The organism is Janthinobacterium sp. KBS0711, assembly GCF_000988085.1.
Classification (GTDB): domain Bacteria; phylum Pseudomonadota; class Gammaproteobacteria; order Burkholderiales; family Burkholderiaceae_D; genus Janthinobacterium; species Janthinobacterium lividum_E.
This window is the reverse complement of the sequence record NZ_LBCO01000024.1, coordinates 1,036,024-1,058,349: the sequence shown is the minus strand read 5'-3', so window position 1 is coordinate 1,058,349 and position 22,326 is coordinate 1,036,024. Positions and strand designations below refer to the sequence as shown.

18 protein-coding genes are annotated in these 22,326 nt (G+C 61.3%); 11 read left to right on the top strand and 7 right to left on the bottom strand.

Going from position 1 to position 22,326, the window contains the following annotated elements; translation table 11 throughout:
- Positions 1-246: 246 nt before the first annotated feature.
- From VM94_RS17370 to VM94_RS17360, 3 genes are read left to right on the top strand one after another with little or no spacing between them, the layout of a single operon-like run.
- Positions 247-1,359, top strand: coding sequence for a Re/Si-specific NAD(P)(+) transhydrogenase subunit alpha (locus VM94_RS17370; RefSeq protein ID WP_046684496.1), 1,113 nt, complete (start codon positions 247-249; stop codon positions 1,357-1,359).
- 24 nt (positions 1,360-1,383) lie between these two features.
- Positions 1,384-1,698, top strand: coding sequence for an NAD(P) transhydrogenase subunit alpha (locus VM94_RS17365; protein ID WP_034745644.1), 315 nt, complete (start codon positions 1,384-1,386; stop codon positions 1,696-1,698).
- Positions 1,699-1,706: 8 nt separating this feature from the next.
- Positions 1,707-3,161: an NAD(P)(+) transhydrogenase (Re/Si-specific) subunit beta gene (locus tag VM94_RS17360; RefSeq protein ID WP_046684495.1), complete on the top strand. Its 1,455-nt coding sequence runs from the start codon at positions 1,707-1,709 to the stop codon at positions 3,159-3,161.
- A 45-nt stretch (positions 3,162-3,206) separates the two neighbouring features.
- Here VM94_RS17360 and VM94_RS17355 read toward each other — a convergent pair whose 3' ends face one another.
- The 6 genes from VM94_RS17355 to ltrA form a co-directional block, all read right to left on the bottom strand.
- Positions 3,207-4,160: a GGDEF domain-containing protein gene (locus VM94_RS17355; protein ID WP_082127759.1), complete on the bottom strand. Its 954-nt coding sequence runs from the start codon at positions 4,158-4,160 to the stop codon at positions 3,207-3,209.
- 115 nt (positions 4,161-4,275) lie between these two features.
- Positions 4,276-5,418: a UbiH/UbiF/VisC/COQ6 family ubiquinone biosynthesis hydroxylase gene (locus tag VM94_RS17350; RefSeq protein ID WP_046684494.1), complete on the bottom strand. Its 1,143-nt coding sequence runs from the start codon at positions 5,416-5,418 to the stop codon at positions 4,276-4,278.
- 9 nt (positions 5,419-5,427) lie between these two features.
- Complete coding sequence (locus VM94_RS17345; RefSeq protein WP_046684669.1) at positions 5,428-6,750, bottom strand: aminopeptidase P N-terminal domain-containing protein; 1,323 nt, start codon at positions 6,748-6,750, stop codon at positions 5,428-5,430.
- The gene (murU, locus tag VM94_RS17340; RefSeq protein WP_046684493.1) at positions 6,750-7,469 is read right to left on the bottom strand and encodes an N-acetylmuramate alpha-1-phosphate uridylyltransferase MurU; all 720 of its coding nucleotides are present in this window, start codon (positions 7,467-7,469) and stop codon (positions 6,750-6,752) included. The genes VM94_RS17345 and murU overlap by 1 nt, the downstream gene beginning before the upstream one ends.
- A gap of 62 nt (positions 7,470-7,531) precedes the next feature.
- Positions 7,532-8,599 (bottom strand): aminoglycoside phosphotransferase family protein, encoded by a 1,068-nt coding sequence (locus VM94_RS17335; protein WP_046684492.1) that lies wholly within the window; start codon positions 8,597-8,599, stop codon positions 7,532-7,534.
- Between the two features lie 124 nt (positions 8,600-8,723).
- Entirely contained in the window at positions 8,724-10,427 is a 1,704-nt protein-coding gene (ltrA, locus tag VM94_RS17330; protein WP_046684668.1) for a group II intron reverse transcriptase/maturase, read from the bottom strand.
- A gap of 1,145 nt (positions 10,428-11,572) precedes the next feature.
- Between ltrA and VM94_RS17325 the strand changes: the two genes are divergently transcribed.
- From VM94_RS17325 to rsmA, 4 genes are all read left to right on the top strand, one after another.
- Entirely contained in the window at positions 11,573-13,810 is a 2,238-nt protein-coding gene (locus VM94_RS17325; RefSeq protein ID WP_046684491.1) for an LPS-assembly protein LptD, read from the top strand.
- A 103-nt stretch (positions 13,811-13,913) separates the two neighbouring features.
- Positions 13,914-15,308, top strand: a complete 1,395-nt coding sequence (locus VM94_RS17320; RefSeq protein WP_235432933.1) for a peptidylprolyl isomerase — start codon at positions 13,914-13,916, stop codon at positions 15,306-15,308.
- A gap of 19 nt (positions 15,309-15,327) precedes the next feature.
- A complete protein-coding gene (gene pdxA, locus VM94_RS17315; protein WP_046684489.1) occupies positions 15,328-16,383 on the top strand; it encodes a 4-hydroxythreonine-4-phosphate dehydrogenase PdxA in 1,056 nt (351 codons plus the stop codon).
- Between the two features lie 100 nt (positions 16,384-16,483).
- The gene (gene rsmA, locus VM94_RS17310) at positions 16,484-17,263 is read left to right on the top strand and encodes a 16S rRNA (adenine(1518)-N(6)/adenine(1519)-N(6))-dimethyltransferase RsmA (protein WP_046684488.1); all 780 of its coding nucleotides are present in this window, start codon (positions 16,484-16,486) and stop codon (positions 17,261-17,263) included.
- A gap of 86 nt (positions 17,264-17,349) precedes the next feature.
- On the opposite strand, the gene VM94_RS17305 is transcribed toward rsmA, so the two are convergent.
- Entirely contained in the window at positions 17,350-18,267 is a 918-nt protein-coding gene (locus VM94_RS17305; protein WP_034745670.1) for a LysR family transcriptional regulator, read from the bottom strand.
- 225 nt (positions 18,268-18,492) lie between these two features.
- Here VM94_RS17305 and VM94_RS17300 point away from each other — a divergent pair, with 225 nt between their 5' ends.
- Genes VM94_RS17300 through VM94_RS17285 form a run of 4 tightly spaced genes read left to right on the top strand, consistent with a single transcriptional unit; the run spans position 18,493 to position 22,324 of the window.
- A complete protein-coding gene (locus VM94_RS17300) occupies positions 18,493-19,608 on the top strand; it encodes a porin (RefSeq protein WP_235432932.1) in 1,116 nt (371 codons plus the stop codon).
- 56 nt (positions 19,609-19,664) lie between these two features.
- Entirely contained in the window at positions 19,665-20,687 is a 1,023-nt protein-coding gene (locus tag VM94_RS17295) for an ABC transporter substrate-binding protein (protein WP_235432931.1), read from the top strand.
- 21 nt (positions 20,688-20,708) lie between these two features.
- Complete coding sequence (locus VM94_RS17290; protein ID WP_046684486.1) at positions 20,709-21,548, top strand: ABC transporter permease; 840 nt, start codon at positions 20,709-20,711, stop codon at positions 21,546-21,548.
- A complete protein-coding gene (locus tag VM94_RS17285) occupies positions 21,545-22,324 on the top strand; it encodes an ABC transporter permease (RefSeq protein WP_034778814.1) in 780 nt (259 codons plus the stop codon). The genes VM94_RS17290 and VM94_RS17285 overlap by 4 nt, the downstream gene beginning before the upstream one ends.
- Positions 22,325-22,326: the final 2 nt, after the last annotated feature.

Genomic DNA, 22,326 nt, shown 5'->3' with positions numbered 1-22,326 from the left:
CAAGATGGCAGGAAGCGCCCGCTAATATAGGCTTTCCCTGTGGTCAAAACAAGCGCGCACACGTGCTCGACTGTGGTGAGATTGACACACCTTTCCCACAATATGGTCGCCGCGCCGCATGGTGAAACAAATCATGGGATGCTGATGAAATTAGTGTCGTACGACTAAAAGTTGCTGGTTCACAAACGTTTAACGCGCTGCTTTCCGTGTTAGATTCTAGTCAGTTTATCAATTAGCGGAGGCATCATGAGGATAGGCATACCGGCCGAAACACGGCCTGGTGAAACGCGGGTGGCAGCCACGCCCGAGACAGTCAAGAAGCTGGCAGCCAAGCACCAGATCGTCGTGCAGTCGGGAGCGGGCTTGCAAGCGTCGATTCCCGACGACGCCTATGCCGCCGCCGGCGCGCAGATCGGCAGCGCCCAGGAAGCCTATGGCTGCGCCATCGTGCTCAAGGTGCGCGCGCCCGATGCCGAAGAACGAACCCTGATGGCCAGCGGCACCGTGCTGATCGGCATGCTCAATCCGTTTGATGCCGACAATATCGCCGCCATGGCCACGGCCGGCCTGTCCGCCTTCGCCCTGGAAGCCGTGCCGCGCATCACGCGCGCGCAGTCGATGGACGTGCTGTCCTCGCAAGCGAACATCGCCGGCTACAAGGCCGTGCTGGTGGCCGCGAATACCTACCAGCGCTTCATGCCGATGCTGATGACGGCGGCCGGCACCGTCAAGGCGGCCCGCGTGCTGATCATGGGCGTGGGCGTGGCAGGGCTGCAGGCGATCGCCACGGCCAAGCGCCTGGGCGCCGTTATCGAGGCGTCCGACGTGCGCCCGCCCGTGAAGGAACAAGTGGAGTCGCTGGGCGCCAAGTTCCTCGACGTGCCTTTCCTCACCGATGAAGAAAAAGAGATCGCCAAGGGCTCGGGCGGCTATGCGCGCGCCATGCCGGCCGACTGGATGCGCCGCCAGGCCGAACTCGTGCACGAACGGGCGAAACTGGCCGACATCATCATCACCACCGCGCTGATTCCCGGCCGCGCCGCGCCCGTGCTCATTTCCGAAGAAACGGTGAAAGCCATGAAACCCGGCTCCGTCATCGTCGACCTGGCCGTGGAGCAGGGCGGCAATTGCCCGCTGTCGGAGCTGGGCAAGACCGTGGTCAAGCACGGCGTCTACATCGTGGGCGAGCCGAACCTGGCGACTTTGGTGGCGGCCGACGCCTCGGCCCTGTATGCGCGCAACGTGCTGGACTTCTTAAAGCTCATCATCGACAAGGACGATCAATTGCTGATCGACCGCGAGGATGAAATCATCAAGGCCAGCCTGGTTTGCACTGGCAATGACATCCTCAGAAAATAACGCGGCGCCGGAGAGAACAACATCATGGAAATCAGTCATACCATCACCAACCTGATCATCTTCGTGCTGGCCATTTATGTCGGCTACCACGTCGTCTGGACCGTCACGCCGGCGCTGCATACGCCGCTGATGGCCGTCACCAATGCCATTTCCGCCATCATCATCGTCGGCGCCATGCTGGCGGCCGGCCTGACCGATGGCCCGCTGGCGCAAGTGGCCGGCACCCTGGCCGTCGCGCTGGCCGCCGTCAACGTGTTCGGCGGCTTCCTCGTCACGCAGCGCATGCTCGAGATGTTCCGTAAAAAAGAACCGAAGGCCAAGCAAGGAGCAAAAGAATGAGTCACGCCATGAGCTTCGTCACCATGAACCTGGTGACGATGATGTACCTGATCGCCTCGGTGTGCTTCATCCAGGCCCTGAAAGGCCTGTCGTCGCCATCGACGGCGCGCCGCGGCAATGCCTTCGGCATGAGCGGCATGGCCATTGCCGCCGTCACCACCGTGGCGCTGATCCTGAAACTGAAGGAACAGCAGACGGGCGGCATGGGCCTGAGCCTCGTCATCATCGGCATCGTCACGGGCGGCGCCATCGGCGCCTACCTGGCGAAAACCGTGGAAATGACGAAGATGCCGGAACTGGTGGCGGCCATGCACTCGCTGATCGGCCTGGCGGCCGTCTGCATCGCCGTGGCGGCCGTATCGGAACCGTGGGCTTTTAACATTGCCAAGCATGGCGAGGCGCTGCCCATCGGTAACCGCTTCGAGCTGTTCATCGGTACCTTCGTCGGCGCCATCACCTTCTCCGGTTCGGTGATCGCCTTCGGCAAGCTGTCGGGAAAATACAAGTTCCGCCTGTTCCAGGGCGCGCCCGTCAGCTTCAAGGGCCAGCACATGCTCAACCTGGTGCTGGCGCTGGTGATGGTGGGCCTGGGCCTGGCGTTTTGCTTCGCCGACGGCGTCGAACCGGCATGGACGCCGTTCATCGTCATGACCCTGATCGCCTTTGCGCTGGGCGTGCTGATCATCATCCCCATCGGCGGCGCCGACATGCCGGTGGTGGTGTCAATGCTCAACAGTTACTCGGGCTGGGCCGCGGCCGGCATCGGTTTTTCGCTGAATAACTCGATGCTGATCATCGCCGGGTCATTGGTCGGTTCGTCCGGCGCGATCCTGTCGTACATCATGTGCAAGGCCATGAACCGCTCGTTCTTCAACGTCATCCTGGGCGGTTTCGGCGGCGATGCACCGGCGGCCGGCGTGGCCGGTGCGCAGGAACAGCGTCCCGTGAAATCGGGTTCGGCCGACGACGCCGCCTTCATCATGAGCAATGCGGAAACCGTCATCATCGTGCCCGGCTACGGCCTGGCCGTGGCGCGCGCGCAGCACTCGCTCAAGGAACTGGTGGAAAAGCTCACGCACAAGGGCATCACCGTCAAGTATGCGATCCACCCCGTGGCGGGGCGCATGCCGGGCCACATGAACGTGCTGCTGGCCGAGGCGGAAGTGCCGTACGATCAGGTCTTCGAGATGGAAGACATCAACGGCGAATTCGGCCAGACGGACGTGGTGCTGGTGCTGGGCGCGAACGACGTCGTCAACCCGGCGGCGAAGGACCCGAAATCGCCGATCGCCGGCATGCCGATTCTGGAAGCCTATAAAGCCAAGAGCATCATCGTCAACAAGCGCTCAATGGCGTCCGGCTATGCGGGCCTGGACAACGACCTGTTCTATCAGCCGAACACGATGATGGTGTTTGGCGATGCGAAGAAGGTGATCGAGGATATGCTCAAGGCCGTCGAATAACCGCCGTTTGCTGCGACCGGACGGCCCGCCTTGCGCGGGCCGTTTTTATTCGGCTGCCGCTGCCGCCACGACTTTATTGCGCCCCTGGTGCTTGGCCGCGTACAGGGCCTTGTCGGCATCGGACATGGCCGCGTCCAGCGTGGCGCCGGCCGTCAGGGAGGCCACGCCGATGCTGATGGTCACCTGCAGCTGTCCGCCATCGGGCAACGGTGTGATGGCGGCGGCCACGGCGGCGCGGATGCGTTCGGCCACCACGTGCGCCTGCTGCAGGCTGGCGTCGGGGAACAGCAGGCCGAATTCTTCGCCGCCGAGGCGCGCGGCCACGTCGGTGATGCGTCCCGTGTCGCGCAGCGCCTGCGCCACCGTGCGCAGCACGGCGTCGCCCACGGCATGGCCGTAGCGGTCGTTGATCTTCTTGAAATGGTCGAGGTCGGCCACGCCCACGGTCAGGGCGGCGCCGCTGCGCGCCGCGCGCGCCATCGCCTGCGCGGCTTGCGCTTCATAGGCGCGCCGGTTCGGCAGCGACGTCAGCGCATCGTGCAGCGCCTGCTGTTCCAGCTGCGCCAGCAGGCTGGCATTTTTTGCCGCCAGTTCGCGCCGTTCACGCACGTCGAGCAGGAAGGCGCCGAAATAGCGGATGCCGTCGACCACGCCCAGATCCAGCGCCTTCATTTCGATGGGGATCATCTGCGTGTCGCGGTGGCGGATGGCGAATTCGCGTATCTTGCCCAGCACGCTGGAGGTGCGCGAGCTGCGGATGTAATTGATCACGTGGTTGTCGTGCTGCGCGCCGACGGCGTCGGGCAGCAGGCCGTTCAGGGTCTGGCCCAGCAATTCTCCGCTGGCATAGCCCGACAGTGCCTGCATGGCGCCATTGATATAGCGGATGCGGCAATGCTCATCGATGATGATGACGGCGTCGAGGGCGTCTTCCAGCAGGCGGGAAAAAAGCACTTCGGGAAGAGCGGCAGGCGGTGCTGCGGGCAATGCATCTGTCATGGAACGGTCGCCAGAAACCAGGTGACAGCCATTGTCGCATCCGCGGGCCGTTTATTCCATGCCGGATCGCCTGCCTGTTTCTTTTTCGCCCGTTCCCTTTCCTTATTGTCAAGCCTTATCGGCGGCCGTACATCATCAGTCCAGCCAATGCCTTGCGTGCTGGGGAAAATGCGTCCAGCAAACCCAGCGACAGGCCCAGCAAGCCTTGCGTGGGGGCGCTGCCCGTGAAGATGCGCGCCATGGTGTCGGTGACGCGCACGGTCAGCCCCCTGTCGGCCTGGCGCAGGCTGGCGTAGCGTGCTAGTCCGGCCGGGCTGCTGTCCTGCGCCAGCACGCGGGCCAGCACGGCGGCGTCGCGCAAGCCCAGGTTCAAGCCCTGTCCCGCCACCGGGTGCAGGGTTTGCGCGGCATTGCCGATGGCGATCGTGCGCGCCGTGCCGTTCGCCTGTGCGTTCAGGCCCAGCGGATAGGCCAGGCGCGGCGTCGTGTGGGTAAAACGTCCCAGGCGGCTGCCGAAGGCGGCGCCCAGGCGGGCCAGGAAGGCAGTGTCGTCCAGTGCCAGCAATTGCTCGGCGCGCGTGGGCGGCACGCACCACACGAGCGCGTAGCCGTCGTCCTGCGGCAGCAGCGCCAGCGGGCCTTCGTCAGTGAAGCGCTCATACGCGCGGTGCGCGATGGGGCTGCTGACGCGCACATGGGCGATGATGGCGCTCTGGCCATAGTCGCGGCTGACGGCGCGTTCCGGCTGCTGGCCGAACAGGCCGCCCTCGGCTTGCACCAGCAGGCTGGCGCGCAAGCTCGACGCGGCACCCGCCTGGTCGATCTGCACGCTGACACCCTCGGCGTCTTCCACGCTGCCCGTCACCAGGGCGGGGCGCAGGCTGGCCACGCCCAGGCGCTCGCACACGTCGGCCAGCGCGCTGACGACGGCGCCGTAACGGGCCACATAACCGAGCGCTTCGACGCCATGCTCGCTGCGGTCCATCAGGCTGCGCCCGAACTGGCCGCGGCGCGACACGTGGATCTGGTAAATCGGGGTCGCTGCCACGGGCCAGGCGCCCGCTTCCTCGAGAATCTGGCGGCTGCCGTGCGACAGGGCGATGGTGCGCGGATCGCGCCTCGCTTGTTCGATGGATTTGGCGTCGAGCAGGACGATGCCGGCGGCGCGGCTGCCGCGCTGCACCAGCAGGGCGGCCAGCGCCATGCCGACGGGGCCGGCGCCGCAGATGGCGAGATCGAAAGGGGACGGTGTATGCATGCGGCGGCGTTAATCCTGTGACATCAGTTGTTCGATTTCAGCGACGTTTTTGGGCGCCGTGCTGAAGACTTCATGGCCTTGCGGCGTGACCAGCACATCGTCTTCGATGCGGATGCCCGTGTGCCAGAACTGCTCCGGCACGCCCGCGCCGGGGCGCACGTAGATGCCCGGTTCCACCGTCAGCACCATGCCCGGTGCCAAAGCGCGCCACGGCTTGCCGGGCGCGCCCGTGTCGCGGTAGGCGCCCACGTCGTGCACGTCCATGCCCAGCCAGTGGCTGGTGCCGTGCATGTAGAAGGGCATGTAGGCCTTGTCGGCGATGACGTCCTGCGCGCTGCCGCTTTTTTGCCGGTCCAGCAAACCCAGGTCCAGCATGCCCTGCGCCAGCACTTGCACGGCCGCTTCGTGGATGGCGCTGTGCGGCAAGCCGGGGCGCACCATGTCCAGCGACGCCTGCTGCGCCGCCAGCACCAGTTCATACAGCGCCCGCTGGGGGCCGCTGAAACGGCCGTTGACGGGCCAGGTGCGCGTGATGTCCGAGGCGTAGCCATCGAGTTCGCAGCCGGCGTCGATCAGCACTAACTGGCCGTCTTGCAGGACCGCGTTGTTGGCGCTGTAGTGCAGGATGCAGGCGTTGCCGCCGCCCGCCACGATGGAGGAATACGCGGGGAACTGCGCGCCGCTGCGCCGGAATTCGTACAGCAGCTCCGCTTCGAGCGCATATTCGTGCATGCCGGGACGCGTGGCGCGCATGGCGCGCACGTGGGCGGCGCTGGAAATGGCGGCCGCGCGGCGCATCAGCTGCTGTTCCTGCGTGTCTTTCAGCAGGCGCATGGCGTCGAGCATGCCATGGATATCATGCGCGATGGCGGGCGCCGTGACGCCGCTGCGGGCCTTTTGCCGCACGTTGTGCCGCCAGAGCTTCACTTGCGCATCGAGGCTGCCGCCCAGCGCATAATAAATGGCGGGCGAGTCGGCCAGCAGGCGCGTCATTTCCACGTCGAGTTCCTCGATGGGGAAGGCGCTGTCAAAGCCGAACGTGGCGCGGGCCGCCTCGGGGCCGTGGCGGAAACCGTCCCAGATTTCGCGTTCCGTGTTCTTGGCGCGGCAAAACAGGATGGCGCGCGCGGGCGCCGTGGCGCTGGCGGCCACGAGGGCCACTGCGCTGTCGGGTTCCGTGAAACCGCTCAGGTAATAGAAATAGCTGTCGTGGCGATATGGATAATCGCAATCGCTGTTGCGCGGCACTTCGGGGGCCGTGGCGAGGATGGCCACGCTGCCCGGCAGCATCTGCGCCAGCAGCGCCGCGCGCCGTGCCGCGTAATTGGCCATCATGTCGTGCTTGCCTTGGCCGTGACGCCATTGAGCACGTCGAGCTGCTTTGGGGTGCCCACATTCGTCCACTCGCCCGGATAGACCTCGCCGCCCACGCGGCCCTGGTCCGCATACCGGCGCAGCAAATCGCCCAGTTTGGCGTGGCTGCCGGGCGCGATGCCGTCGAACATTTCAGGACGGTACACGCCGATATTGGCGAAGGTCCACTTGGTGTCGTCCGTATTGTTAATCGCGAACAAGGTCAGGCCGAAGTCGCCCTTCGGGTGGAAATCCGGATTGGGCACCAGGTAAGTCCAGGCGATGTCGCGCTGGTCGGCCGGGTACGGCGTGCCCAGCACATCCTTGTCGGCCAGCACGTCGAGCACCTGCTTGAAGTCGAAATAAGGGCAATAGATGTCGCCGGAAATGGCGAGGAACGGTTCCTCGCCCAGCAAGTGGCGCGCCTGGGCGATGCCGCCCGCCGTTTCCAGCGGCGTGGTCTCGGGCGAATAGGCGATGCGCGCGCCGTATGCGCTGCCGTCGCCCAGGGTTTCCTCGATCAAATGGCCCAGGTGCGAATGGTTGATGACGATGTCCGTGATGCCGGCGCGCACCAGGTTCAGCACATGCCAGACGATCAGCGGACGGCCGCGCACTTTCAGCAGCGGTTTGGGACAGGTATCGGTAAGCGGACGCATCCGTTCACCGCGGCCTGCGGCAAAGATCATGGCTTTCATGGGGATTCGTTTTCAGTATCGGTAAGTCGGCTGCGCGGACAGGCCGCGCAGCGGAAAAGTGCCTAGAATGTATAGCCAACTTGCGGCGTCTTGTTTTCGAGTGCGTCCAATAAGCGCACCAGCGGCTTGAGTTCCGTATAGCGGTTGGCTGTCTTGCGCACGTAGTCGAGCACGGTTGGCAGGTCGCCCATGTACAGATCCTTGCCGTCGCGGTAATTCAGGCGCGCGAACAGGCCGAGGATTTTCAGGTGGCGCTGCAGGGCCGTGAATTCGAAATCGCGGTAGAAGGCGTCGATGTCGGGGTTGACTGGCAAGCCCAGCTGCTTGGCGCGCTGCCAGTAGCGGATCACCCAGTCGAGCACCAGTTCTTCATCCCACTGGATATACGCGTCGCGCAGCAGCGAGGCGATGTCGTAAGTGACGGGGCCGAAGACGGCGTCCTGGAAGTCGAGAATGCCGGGATTCGGGATGGAGCCATCGTTGATGTGCATCAAATTGCGCGAATGGTAGTCGCGGTGCATGAATACTTGTTGCTGCGACAAGATGTTCGCCGTGATGGCTTCGAAGACCTTGTCCAGCTGGGTTTGTTGCACATCCGTCAAGGTGGCGCCCAGGTGCTTGCCGATAAACCATTCCGGGAACAGATTCATTTCGCGCAGGATGAAGGCGCGGTCGAATTCGGGCAAGACGTCGGGCTGGCTGGCCAGTTGGATTTTCATCAACGATTCCAGCGCTTCGGCGTACAGCACGCTGGCGTTGTCGTGGTTCAGGGCGTCGAGATAGGTGGTCGTGCCCAGGTCGGACAGCAGCAGGAAGCCCTGCTCCAGGTCTTGCGCAATGATGTCGGGCACGGACACGCCGGCGCCTTTCAGCAAGCCGGCCACCTTGATATAGGCAGGCACGTTTTCGCGCTCGGGCGGCGCATCCATGGCGATCAGTGTACTTCCTGGCAATGTTGTGTTGCCTGGCAGAACATCGAGACGATAGTAGCGACGGAAGCTGGCATCGCTGGAAGCGGGGCGGGCGGATTCGGGCGCGACGAGGTTAAGCGAGGTCAACCAGGCTTTCAACAGGGTCAGGCGAGCGTCGGCGGAGGCCGGCGCGATGGAGGAATTGGGGGAGAATGACATTAAGCGGCCTGTGGAATCGGGTTGATGGTGCGGAGGGTAGGAGAACCCCATTGCTGGAAGCTCTCCCCCCTAAGAACCGTGCGTGCGACTTTCACCGCACACGGCTCAAGCATAATAAAAGTCCCTATACAGGGACCGGCTTCGCAACGTGTAAATCGTTTGCGTGCACATTTATATGGCAATTTGGGTGCAATAATACGCGATTTCCAAGGGCCTCGGAACCACCTGCCACACGGTATTCCATGTGGTGGTCATGCCATCCGGTTTCCATGTTCATCTCGTATCCACACAGAGCGCACAAGCCACGTTGGTCGAGGTAGAGCTTGGCCCACTCACGCCGGTAAGACATGTTTTTCAACATGCGTTCCTGCCGAAGGGTTTCGCCGTACAGTTCCCATTGCGGATCGTAGGGGTGATAGCCGCCCTTGATTTTCGTGTGACGCAGAATCGCTGTACCTGGTAACGAGTACAGTTCCTTCATGGCCTTATTGCCATTCTTTGTGACAACGTCCGCTGCAAACACCCGATTTCCACTCTCGGTTGGGCGCCAGTATCGGTCGCGTATCCAACTGTCGTTTTTCTTCGGATGCCTGCGCATGGCCCAGCGACGAAGCCGCCAGTACAGCAGCGACTCCATCGTCGAACACGCCTCCTTGGCGACTACAGGGCTGTGATATTGCGCCCAGCCCCGCAGCATGGGGTTTAGCAATCGAATGAGATTCTCCTGCTTCGCCCCGATGTTTTCGCTGATCGTCTTCCTCAGCTTTTCATAGAACGTTTTCATGTTCTTCTTACTTGGCTTGATGAGTAGTGTCCCGGAATATTTTCGGAAGTTCCACCCCAGGAAGTCGAAGCCCTCATCGATGTGCACGAGCTTGGTTTTGGCACTGGACAGTCGCAATCCCCTGACTGCAAGGAATGCTTCGATCCATGGCCTGATTTCCGTTTCCAGCAATTCCTTCGATCCACTGGTAACGACAAAATCGTCCGCATATCGCACGACACCGACTTTGAGCTTGCCTGCCTTTGACTTGCCGAATTTCGCACCGAGGTGCGCAATCAGTTCAGTCTCCAGCCCGTTCAACGTCCAATTCGCAAGGGCAGGGCTGATGATGCCGCCCTGTGGCGTTCCAGCTGTGGTTGCCATCAATTGCTTCCGGTCAATTACCCCGGATTTCAGCCATTTAGACAGGATCGACTTATCCATGAAGACATTGTCGACCAGCCATTGATGGTTGATATTGTCGAAAAAACCTTCGATATCCGCATCCAACACCCAGGTTGCCGAGACTTTCCGGCAGGTCTGGAGAAAAATTTGCGACATCGCATCGGCCGTTGAGCGATTTCTGCGAAACCCGTATGAGTTGGGATCACTCAGCGTTTCCAAGACCGGATCCAATGCCAGCAGGTGAAGCGCCTGCATCGCCCGGTCCCGCATGGTAGGGATGCCCAGTGGGCGCATCTTTCCATTTGACTTGGGAATAAAGACCCTCCGTAATGGCAGGGGCCGATAGCCTTGTTTCTTCAACTGCGCAATGGCAGCGAACTTCTGCGTTGCTGAGTCCCACAACTGCTGGTCCACGCCTGCGGTTCGTTTGCCTTGATTCTCTGTCACTCGTTTGACTGCCAGCGCCTTAGCGCTGAACGAGTGGGTTAGCCACCTTTGCAGCGCTTTCGCCCTGCGCCAGTCGCCTTCCTGTGTAGCCTTCGTTAATCGATGCTGCATGGCTCTCACGTTGCGTTGTACGAGCCGCCAGTTGATGGCGACCCATTCGGTTGGCACGTGCGAGGACGCAGAACCGGCAAGACTGCTGGCGGTTACTTTCATGCTGAACCTCGTGTAGTTGTTCCGACGAGACACAGCGCATCCCCGAAGGGTGAGCTGCATCCCTTCGGGGTGGTTGAAAATGATGACTGCCTGGAGCCAGTACAGTCGTATGACGACTATTACACCAGATGGAAGTGGGCACCCTTTCAGGCCGGGACAAATCTTGAATCCCTATCCGGACCATTACAGCCCGGCATTCGCTTTCTCCATCCTCCTCTACCCGCTCCCCCAAGGGCGTGCCTTGCGGTTTGCTTGCCGCTATCTCGGTTCTTTGATCGAGCGGCAGGGAATCGGGCTTACCACGTTCCCAACGATATCGACGCGACAGCTACATCGCGACTGGCTGTTTAGGGCCCATCTTTCCCCCGGTGGCTGAATGACGACGTATCCCCAGAATCCACGGAGGTAACCAGCCACGTACCGTTTGGTTTAGGCCTGCCAGCAGCTTTGGCCTATTAATATTTACGAGGGTTCAGACGATGGTTCACATAACATTGCCCTTGCAGCACTCACCTAGCCCCTGGACCGCATCGCTGCTCGCAGTCTCCAGCCAAGCGTTCGCACGCCGGGCTGCCGAAAAAGAATGGGGGTACGTTGTCCCTGAGGCTTTGCACCCCGCCGTTACCGGCGACGCACACTCAAGTAGGTGACAGATGGTCGTACATCCGGTCATGGCAGCAGTTGCAGAACTGAAGCATGACAAGATATCGAAGAGTTTCACTCGGGTATGACTCGGCTGAGAGAAAACCGAGTCTTGCAGAAAACTGTTGAAATATAGAAAATTGTAAGCAAATGTAAAATATCCACAAGCTTTGCAAATAAACTACAGTTTCAATGTTTTGTGTAAACAAAAACAGGCAAAGGGATAGCTACTCGCCGGTGATGCGGCGGGCGTATAAGACTGACAAGCCACGTTCTCGCAGCGTGTCTTGTCTTGCCAAGAATGGGTACTCCGGGGAGCCCCTCACTGTTTTATCACTGGTAAACCAGCGATTTGCCTGCGCAGTTCCTGCGCTGCTAGTCGTTACTGCTACGTTGCGACCGGGGCCAGCTACCCGAGCTTTAAGGCGTGTCGCACAGATTCCCATATAATAAGGGATTCAAATCAAAAAATCGCCTGTCATGGTGCTTGCCCCTTCCAATTCATGAGCTGGTTTTCGGCCTCCCCCCCTTCGCAGCGCTGGGCTTTCGCCATCAGCGCGCTCGTCGCCGCCACGACGGTGCCTGTCCACGCCCAGAAAGCACCGCGTCCGGTGCATGTGGAAGATCCCGACGCGCCCACCGTCATGACGGCGAACAGCATGAACGGTCGTCCCGAAAGGGAGGTCAATCTCGACCAGAATGTCGTGATTGAGCGCGGAAAAACCACAAAAATGACGGCCGATACAGCTTGTTACAAACAAGTTGAAGATCAGTTCGATGCCGAGGGCCATATCAAGATGTGGCGTTTCGGCGATTACTATACGGGCGACGTCTTGAAACTGAACATGGAGACCGGCAAGGGTTTCCTGCTCAACCCGACGTACCGCTTTGAAGTGGGCGGCGGCCAGGGCAAGGCCGAACGCGTCGATTTCATCAATCCCGACGAAGCCACTGTCATCGACGGCACGTACAGTACCTGCGAAGGGCCGAATCCGGACTGGTACTTGAAATCGAGCACCTTGAACCTCGACACGGGCCGCGACGTGGGCACCGGCAGCAAGACCATCATCTATTTCAAGGACGTGCCGATCCTGGGCACGCCGGGCATTTCGTTTTCGCTGTCGGGTGCGCGCCGCTCGGGCTGGCTGGCGCCCACGCCGGGCTTTGCCTCGAAGAACGGTTTCGAGCTGCTGATGCCGTATTACGTGAACATCGCGCCGAACCGCGACCTGACCCTGTTCCCGCGCTATATCCAGCGACGCGGTATCCAGCTCGGTGCGACGGGCCGCTACATGGGCGAGACGGATGCCGGCCTGTACCAGGGCGAAACGTCGTTCGAGTTCTTGCCTAACGACAAGCAAACCAAGACCAACCGCTACATGATCAAGTCCAAGCATGAGCAGGCGCTGGCCAAGGGCTGGAGTTACAGCTGGGATCTGCGCGAGGCGTCCGACAATAATTACCCGAACGATTTCTCGAAAACCGTCGCCACCGCCACCGAGCGCCAGTTGCTGCGCGAATTGCGCACCGATTACCGCACCGAGGACTGGAACCTGACGGCGCGCGTGCAGAATTACCAGGTGCTGCAGGATCCCGATCCCAACGTGGTCGTGCCGCGCCCGTATGACCGTTTGCCAGCGGTAAACTTCCACGCTGGCAAATACGACGTCTGGGGCGGCTTCGACTGGAGCTTCGATGCGGAAGCGACGCGCTTCGCGCATCCGACCCAGGTGCAAGGCTCGCGCTTTGTAGCCGTGCCGCAGGTGAGTTTCCCCATCATGCGCCCTGGTTACTTCGTCACGCCCAAGCTGATGCTTAATGCGAGCGCGTATCAGCTCGACAATGACGCCAGGACCAAGGCGCTGTTTAAAACCACCTCGTTTACGCGCGCCGTGCCGACGTTCTCGGTCGACAGCGGCCTGGTGTTTGAACGCGACACGAATCTGTTCGGCACCAAGGGTGGCACGCAAACCCTGGAGCCGCGCCTGTTCTATGTCTACACACCGTACCGCGACCAGTCGCAGTTTCCGAACTTCGATACGGCCGAGGGCACGTTCAACCTGACGCAGATTTTCACGGAAAACCGTTTTGTCGGCAGCGACCGCATTGGCGACGCCAACCAGGTCACGGCCGCCGTCGTCTCGCGCTTCCTGCAGTCGGACGGCACGGAGCGCATGCGCCTGACCTTCGGCCAGCGTTTCTATTTTGCCGACCAGCGCGTGCAGCTCAATTCGACGACGCCCGTTAACCAGTCGCGCTCGGATATCCTGCTGGCCGCGACGGGCCGCGTGTCCGAGACTTGGACCGCCGACAGCCTGGTGCAGTACAATCCCAGCGATCGCCGCCTGATGAGCTACAACTACACCTTGCAATATCAGCCAGGGCCGAAGAAGGTATTGAATTTCAGTAACCGTTTTCAGCGTGATGTGCTGCGCAATGCGGAAGTGTCGACGCAATGGCCGTTGACGGACCGGCTGTATGGCGTAGGGCGCATCAGCTACTCCATCAAGGATCGCAGCATGCTGGAAAGCCTGGTCGGCCTGGAATACAAGGGCGACTGCTGGGTGTTCCGCATGGGTGCGCAGCGTTTCGTGACGACGACCAAGACTGTCTCGACGCCGATCTTCTTCCAGCTGGAATTGACGGGCTTGTCGAATGGCCTGGGTCTGGGCGCGAATGGCCTGGAAACTTTTACAAAAACCATCCCTGGTTACCAGACACTGAGCCAGCCACTCCGTTAAGATAGGCACCGTTGCCGCCGCCGGTGTTCCCGGCGCCGGCACAAACCGGTTTTTTTATTCACCTGAACTCATGAGCGCTCTACACATTATGCGTAATGCCAGTATGCACCAACTCAAAATTGCAACGGTTTTGTTGTGCGCCATTTCCGGCGCCACGACCAGTAGTGTCTGGGCGCAACAGGCTGCGCCAGCTCCTGCGGCCAAGCCCGCTGCCGCTGCCCCAGCGCCGGTCAAGGGCTTCACGCCCCCCGCGTCGAGCAGTGGCCAGACCATCGACTCCATCGCCGTCGTCGTCAATGACGATGTGATTACGCGCAATGAAGTGGCGGCCCGTATCAAGAGCGTGGAGCAGCGCATGAAAGCGCAGAACGTGCCCTTGCCCGATCCGGCCGACCTGCGTCGTCAATTGCTTGAGCGCATGATTGTCGAGCGCGCACAAATGCAGCTGGCCAAGGAAATGGGCGTCCGCGTGGATGACCTGACCCTGGACCGCGCGATTGGCCGTATTGCGGAACAGCAAAAGATGACGGTGCAAGAGCTGCGCAACCAGATGGAAAAGGAAGGCACGCCGTTTGCAACCTTCCGCGAAGAAATCCGCGATGAAATCATCATGCAGCGCCTGCGCGAACATGAAGTCGACGCGAAGATCCAGATTTCCGATTCCGAAGTGGATAACTTCCTGGAGGCGGAAAAAGCGGCGGCCAGCGAACAGGTCGAGCTGAACCTGGCGCAGATTCTCGTGCGCATCCCTGAAAACTCGAGCCCTGAACAGATCGCCGCCCGCCGTGCGCGCGCCGAAGAAGTCAGCCGCCAGCTGCGCACGGGCGCCGATTTCGCCAAGATGGCAGCCACCTATTCCGACGCCAGCGATGCGCTGAGCGGCGGCGATATCGGCTGGCGCCATAGCGACCGTCTGCCGCCATTGTTCACGGAACAGTTGCTGAAATTGAAGCCGGGCCAGATCACGCCTATCATCAAGAGCAACACGGGCTTCCATATCCTGAAGCTGGTGGACCGCCGCAGCGCTGCCGAGGCGCAAGCCGTCGCCGCCGTGCAGCAGACGCATGCCCGTCACATCCTGCTGAAAGTGACGCCGACCCTGTCGGCGGCCGAAGCCAAGCGTAAATTGCTGGAATTGAAAGAGCGCCTCGACAACAAGGCCGCCAAGTTCGAAGACCTGGCCCGTTTGTTCTCGAACGACGGTTCCGCGGCCAAGGGCGGCGACCTGGGCTGGCTGTATCCAGGCGACACCGTGCCGGAATTCGAGACGGCGATGAATGCGCTGAAGCCAGGCGAAGTGAGCGAGCCGATTGAATCGAGCTTTGGCTTCCACCTGATCGAAGTGCTGGAACGCAAGAGCGACGACGTATCGAAAGAGAAGCAGCGCGCTGCGGCACGCAACGCCTTGCGCGAACGCAAGCTGGAAGAAGCGACGGAAAACTGGGCGCGCGAAGTGCGCGACCGTGCTTACGTCGAATTCCGCGCGGAAGACCAGTAATGCGGCTGACTGATTGCGCATGAGTAACTTGCCCCTTGCACGCCGCCCGGCCATCGCCATTACCTGTGGCGAACCGGCCGGTGTCGGCCCGGAAATTTCCATCCGCGCCGCCTGGGCCATGCGGCATGACGTCAACTGCATCTTGCTGGGCGACGCCGCCTTCCTGGCGCTGACGGCCAGCCTGATCGACCCGGACATCCATCTGGCGGCGCTGTCGCTGCAAGCCGTGCGCAACAGCGGCCTGCCCCAGTTCGGTCCCGGCCGCCTGGCCGTGATCGATATTCCCACTGTCAACAATGTCATTCCCGGCGTGCTGGACAAGGAAAACGGGCGCTCCGTGCTCGCCACCCTGGACGCGGCCGTGGAAGGCATCGAAGCGGGCTGGTTTGGCGCCATGGTCACGGCGCCCTTGCAAAAGAGCACGATCAACGACGCCGGCGTGGCCTTTTCCGGCCACACGGAATACCTGGCAGAAAAAACCGGCACGCCGCAAGTGGTGATGATGCTGGCCGGCGAACCCGGTCATGGCGAACCGACCCTGCGCGTGGCGCTGGCCACCACGCATCTGCCTTTGAAGGACGTGTCCGCCGCCATCACCATGGGTAGCCTGGCCGTCACCCTCGATATCCTCCAGACGGACCTGCAACAGAAATTCGGCATCGCCGCGCCGCGCATCCTCGTCACCGGCCTGAACCCGCACGCGGGCGAGGGCGGCTATCTGGGACGCGAGGAAATCGATGTCATCGCTCCGGCGATTGCAGCGGCGCAAGCGCGCGGCATCGATGCGCGCGGACCGTACCCTGCCGACACCTTGTTCCAGCACAAATACCTGGCAGACGCCGACTGCGTGCTGGCCATGTACCACGACCAGGGCTTGCCTGTGCTGAAATATGCGACCTTCGGGCGCGGCATCAATATCACCCTGGGCTTGCCGCTGATCCGCACCTCGGTCGACCACGGCACGGCGCTGGACCTGGCCGCGCAAGGGCTGGGGCTGGCCGATGGCCACAGCATGGAGCAGGCGCTGCAAACGGCGCTCGACATGTTGCGCGCCAGCACTCCGACCAGAGCATAGCGCGTAGGTCGGGTTAGCCGGCACGGCGTAACCCGACACTGCTTGCCCAACCGATCCCGCCGGCCTGTGCCGGCTTTACCGCATTGATAGAAAACACATTATGAAACACGTTGCCCGCAAACGCTTTGGCCAGAACTTCCTGCATGACCGCTTCGTCCTCGACGACATCACGGCCGCCATCGGGCCGCAGCCGGACGATGCCATGGTCGAGATCGGTCCTGGCCTGGGCGCCATGACGGAGCAATTGCTGCGCCACCTGAAGCAGATGCACGTGGTCGAGCTGGACCGCGACCTGATCGTGCGCCTGGAAAAGACCTTCAATCCGGCCAAGCTGACGATCCACTCGGGCGATGCGCTGAAATTCGATTTCGCGCAAATCCCCGTGCCGGCCGGCCAGAAGCTGCGCATCGTGGGTAACTTGCCATACAACATTTCCAGCCCGCTGCTGTTCCACTTGGCGGACTTCGCGCCGCTGGTGCAGGACCAGCATTTCATGCTGCAAAAGGAAGTGGTCGAGCGCATGGTGGCCGAGCCGGGCAGCAAGGCCTATGGCCGCCTGTCCGTGATGCTGCAGTGGCGCTACAAGATGTCGCTGCTGTTCATCGTGCCGCCGACGGCCTTCGATCCGCCGCCGAAAGTGGAGTCGGCCATCGTGCGCATGATCCCCGTGGCCGAGCGCCTGGCATGCGACCAGGCGACCCTGGAAGCCGTCGTCATGAAGGCCTTCTCGCAGCGCCGCAAGGTGATCCGCAACTGCCTGGCCGGGATGTTTACGGAAGAGCAGATCAAGGCGGCAGGCATCGACCCGACCCTGCGTCCGGAAACCGTGGGCCTGGAGCAGTATGTGGCCTTGGCGAATTTGCTCAAAGCAGCGCAGTAATCGCAAAGGCTGGGGTCAGACCCTCTCCACCACCAGCGTCTGAGCAGGCGTCGACGCGAGCGGGGGTCTGACCCCGGCAGTGGCAATCAAAACCACTGGTCGACCTGCTGCAAATCCTGCCGCAGCGCTGAAAAACAGTCGTCCACGTGGTGGTTGCGGCTGATTTCATTGCGCCGCATCAGGGCGATCTTGCGCTTGCATGTGGGCTGGCGCAGCGGCGCCACGTGCAGGTCCTCGTCGTTGAGGAAGGTCGTGTACAGGCTGGGCATGATGCCCACGGCGATGCCGGCGCGCACCACGCCGTACAGCGATTCGCTGTGTATCATCTGGTACAGGCTCGACGGGCTCAAGCCATGCTGGCGCAGCGCGCTGGAGGCGAACTCCCAGATGCTGCCCTTGGTGAACACGACGATTTCCTGGCCTGCCAGCTGGTCCCAGCGCACTTCCTTCAGCGGCGCCAGCGCATGGCGTCCCGCCGTCACCAGCACCAGCTCGTCTTCGAACAGGCCCACGCTTTCCAGCGACACGGAACCGGGCACTTCGATGCCCACGCAAAAGTCCAGCTGGCCTGAATGCAGGGCGTGCAGCAAGCCGTCGTTGGGCATGTCCGACAGAACGATTTCCACTTCATCGCCATGCTGCTCGCAGTAGCGCGCCACCACGACGGCCGTCATCGCCATGGCAGAGGGAATCGCGCCGATGCGGATGCGGTGCCGGCCGCTGCCGATGGCGCGCTGGATATCGGCAAAAGTGTTGCTTGCCGTATTCAATAAATGCGTGGCGTAGTCGAGCGCCAGCTTGCCTTCGCGCGTCAATTCCAGCTGGTGGGTTGTGCGGTTAAACAACTTTTTTCCCAGCTGATTTTCCAGCAGCTTGATCGACGCGCTGAGGGCCGGCTGGGTCACGCACAATTCCTGTGCAGCCTTGCTGAAGCTGTTTACCCGGGCGAGGGTGGCAAACGCTTGCAAATGTCGTAAGGAAATCTTCTTGCTCAGTTCATGCATGGGTTTGCTTATTAGAAAAAGTAATGGATTTATAAAAATAAACAAATTTTCTTATCCTGCAATTTACCATATTCTGGACTGGTCTTAACTTGTCTTGAAGGCAACAATCTTCGGAGAAGCGCTTGCCAGGCGGCGCCGGTACTCGCGGCAGCGGGCCATGCAAGGGACGCATCAATAAAATAATTCCAAAAAAACTCAGGGTTTATTCTTTTTAGGGTGGCGGCGATGAACAAATGGATGACGGGAACGATGGTAGTGGGGGGCTTGCTGGCGGCGCACGGCGTGGCGCAGGCGCAAAGCAGCGTGCAAGTGTATGGCTTGCTGTCGGCCGGTATCGGCTATGTATCGGATGAGGGTAACGGCAGCCGCACGCATGCGCTGAGCGGCACGAACCAGAATCCCCGCATCGGTTTCCGCGGCCAGGAAGACCTGGGCAACGGCACCAAGGCCGTCTTCGTGCTGGAAAACGGTTTTAACGTCATGACGGGCACGGCCTCGCAAAGCGGCCGCCTGTTCGGCCGCCAGTCGTATGTGGGTTTGTCCAGCAACGACAAGGGCACCTTGACCTTGGGGCGCCAGTACGAAGCCGTCAAGGATCTGCTGGGTCCCGTGGTCATCGCCAGTAACGGCGTGCACATCGGCGATAACGACAATGGCTACAACAACCTGCGCGTGCAAAACGCCGTCAAGTATGTGAGCCCGAACATCAGCAACCTGTCGTTTACGGGCTTGTACGGCTTCAGCGAAAACCCGGAAGACTCGAACCGCAACCGCGTCTACAGCATGGGCGCCGGCTACAAGGTCGATGCCTTCAGCTGGGCCGTCGCCTACACCAAGATGGATCGCCCGAACAGTCCGGACGCGCCGAATGGCGCCATCGGCAATGACTACGGCAGTTCCCTGTTGATCTTCAACAAGAGCGCCGTCAAGGGCGCCGGCGTGGACAGCCAGGCCATCGCCGGCACGGGAGGCTTTTATAATGTGGGCAAGACCAAGTTTGGCGCGCTGTACACCAACGTGCGCTACCACTACCTGGATCAAAGCAATCTGACCTTGCAAAACGTGGACTTGAACGTGAACCACAAGCTGACGGAAGCGCTGAACCTGGGCGCCTCGTATTTCTATACCACCGGTAAATATGACGTGATCAACAAGACGCCGAAATGGCATCAGGTCAACTTCCAGGCCGATTACTTCCTGTCCAAGCGCACCGATGTCGCCATCACCTGGAGCTACCAGAAAGCGGCCGGCGATGCGACGTTCGCCCGCGTGTTCGGCTTTGGCGCCTCGGGTGGCAAGACGCAGAGCGTCCTGATCGCTGGCATGCGCCATTATTTCTGACACTGATTCATCTTTACAGGCGCTGTCCCCCAGCGCCGTTCCTGAAAGGAAGCATCTTGAAAAAGCACCTCATGTTGGCGTTGAGCCTAGGCTTGCTGGCCAACGCCGCCCACGCGGAAAAACGCGAGCTGGTCATTTCGGCCTACCCGATTGCCCAGCCCTTGTTCATGAAGTATGTGTACGAGCCGTTCAAGGCCAAATGCGGTTGCGATATCAAGGTGGAAACGGGGAATAACGCGGACCGTATCGCCAAGCTGGTGGTGCACGCCAAGAACCCGGTGATCGACCTGGTGCTGCTGTCCGATTCCGGCATGCTGGAAGCGGCGCAAAAAGGCGTCATCCAGCCCATGGATTACTCCAAGCTGAGCAATTACAAAGCCTTGTACGACGTGGCGAAAAACCCCATCGGCGGCAATTTCGCCGTCGGCTACACCCTGTATTCCGTGGGCCTGGTCTACCGCAGCGACAAGGTCGCCCCGCTGACGTCCTGGAAGGACCTGTGGCGCCCTGAACTGAAGGGCCGCGTGGCCTTCCCCGACGTGAGCACCACGCAGGGGCCGTTGATGCTGCGCATGGCCGATGCGGCCTGGGGCGGCAAGACGGACGACTACGCGACCGGCTTTGCCAAGATCGTCGGCATGAAGGGCAACGTCGTCACGTTCTCGAAAAACAGCGCGCAGCTGGCGGCATTGTTCGCCCAGGATGAAATCTGGGCCGCGCCCGTGGCGCGCTTTACGTGGTCGCAAATGCTCAAGACGGGCCTGCCCCTGAAGTGGAGCATCCCGGCCGAAGGCCAGGCGGCCGGCATGAACGTGATGGGTATCGTCGCCGGCTCGAAGAACGCGGACCTGGCCTACCAGCTGATGGATTTCTGGCTGTCCAAGGAAGTGCAGACGCAGCTGGCGACCAACCTGGTCGACTCGCCCGTCAACAAGGACGTGCGCCTGTCGGTGGCGGCCACGCAATTCAATACCTATGGCGCAGACCAGATCAATTCGCTGAAATTCGTCAAGCCGGAAACCATCATCAAACAGCGCAGCAACTGGATGACGCAGTGGAACAAGGCCATGAGCAAATAGTGGTGACGAGGAGAGAACACCATGTTTGCTGATCCAAAAAAGCGTCTGGGACTGTTGCTGGTCCTGCCGGCGCTGATCTTTATCGTCGTCTGCTTCCTGCTGCCCGTGCTGGCCTTGCTGGTCGACGCCTTCCGCGTCGGCGACGGCATGCAGTGGGGCGTGGACCGCTTCGTCGACTTCTTCTCGCAGGAATTCAACCGCACCATCTTCTGGCGCACCTTGCGCATCGCCGCGCTGGTGACCCTGGCCTCCATCATCCTCGGCTACCCAGCCGCGCAAGCCGTGGCGCGCGTGTCGCCGAAATGGCGCGGCCTGGTGGTGGGCATGATGATTCTGCCGCTGATGGTCTCGCCGATCGCGCGCACCTACGCCTGGATCGTGCTGCTGGGCCGTAACGGCGCCCTCAACGCGGCGCTCGTCAACATGGGCTTCACGGAAGAGCCGCTGCGCTTGCTGTTCAGTGAATTTGCCGTCTTTGTCGGCCTGCTGCAACTGCTGCTGCCATTGATGCTGATGTCCTTGGCGGGCGCGCTGGAAAACCTGCCGCGCGACGTGGAACCGGCTGCCGCCACCCTGGGCGCCAATCCTTGGCAAGTGTTTTGCAAGGTCACCCTGCCGCTAACGCAGGAAGGCCTGGTCGTCGGCGGCACGCTCGTCTTTACGGGCTGCGTGACGGCTTACGTGACGCCGGCCCTCCTGGGCGGCACCAAGGTGCTGATGCTGGAAACGCTGCTGTACCAGAAGGTCAGCGTGGAGAGCGATTTCGGCGCCGCGAATGTCATCGCCGTCATCCTCGTCTGCATGACCCTGCTGGTCAACGCCGGCCTTAAACGTATTTCCTCGAGCCGGAGTTCCGTATGAAAGAAAGCTTGTTTTCACGTGCCGTTTTATGGCTGGTGTTCCTGTTCCTGCTGGGGCCTTTCGCCATCGTTGTGCTGGCGGGCTTTTCCGGCGGCGAAACCCTGGCCTTCCCGCCCGAGTCGTACTCGCTGCGCTGGATCATCGAAGTATGGTCGGCGCCCGAGTTCCGTCGCGCCTTCCAGACCAGCCTGGAAATCGGCCTGATCGCTACCGTCATCGCGCTGCTGCTGGGCATCCCCGTCGCGTATGCATTTTCGCGCATGCCGCCGCCTGGCATCGGGGCCATCCGGCAAATCCTGACGTCGCCGCTGATCATTCCCGCCATCCTGGTCGGCCTGGGCTTGCTGCACCACCTGGTCCTGACCATCAATGCGCCCGTGTATGTGGGCCTGTTGATCGGCCATATCGCGCTCTTGATTCCGTATTCGGTGCGCGTCGTGTACGCCAGCCTGGTCAACCTGCGCGTGGATATCGAAGATGCGGCCATCACCCTGGGCGCGTCGCGCCTGCGGGCGTTTTTCATGATCGTGCTGCCGAATATCCGCAACGCCGTGATCGCCGCCTTCTTCCTCGCCTTCGTCACCTCGTTCAACCAGGTGCCCGTCTCGCTGTTCCTGACGGGACCCGGCATCAGCACCTTGCCGATCGAGATGCTGGGCCACATGGAAAACAGCTTCGACCCGTCGATCGCTGCCCTGTCGACCTTGCTGGTCTTGTTCACCATGGCCTTCGTGATGGTGACCGAGAAGGTGCTGGGCATTTCTAAATACATGTAAGA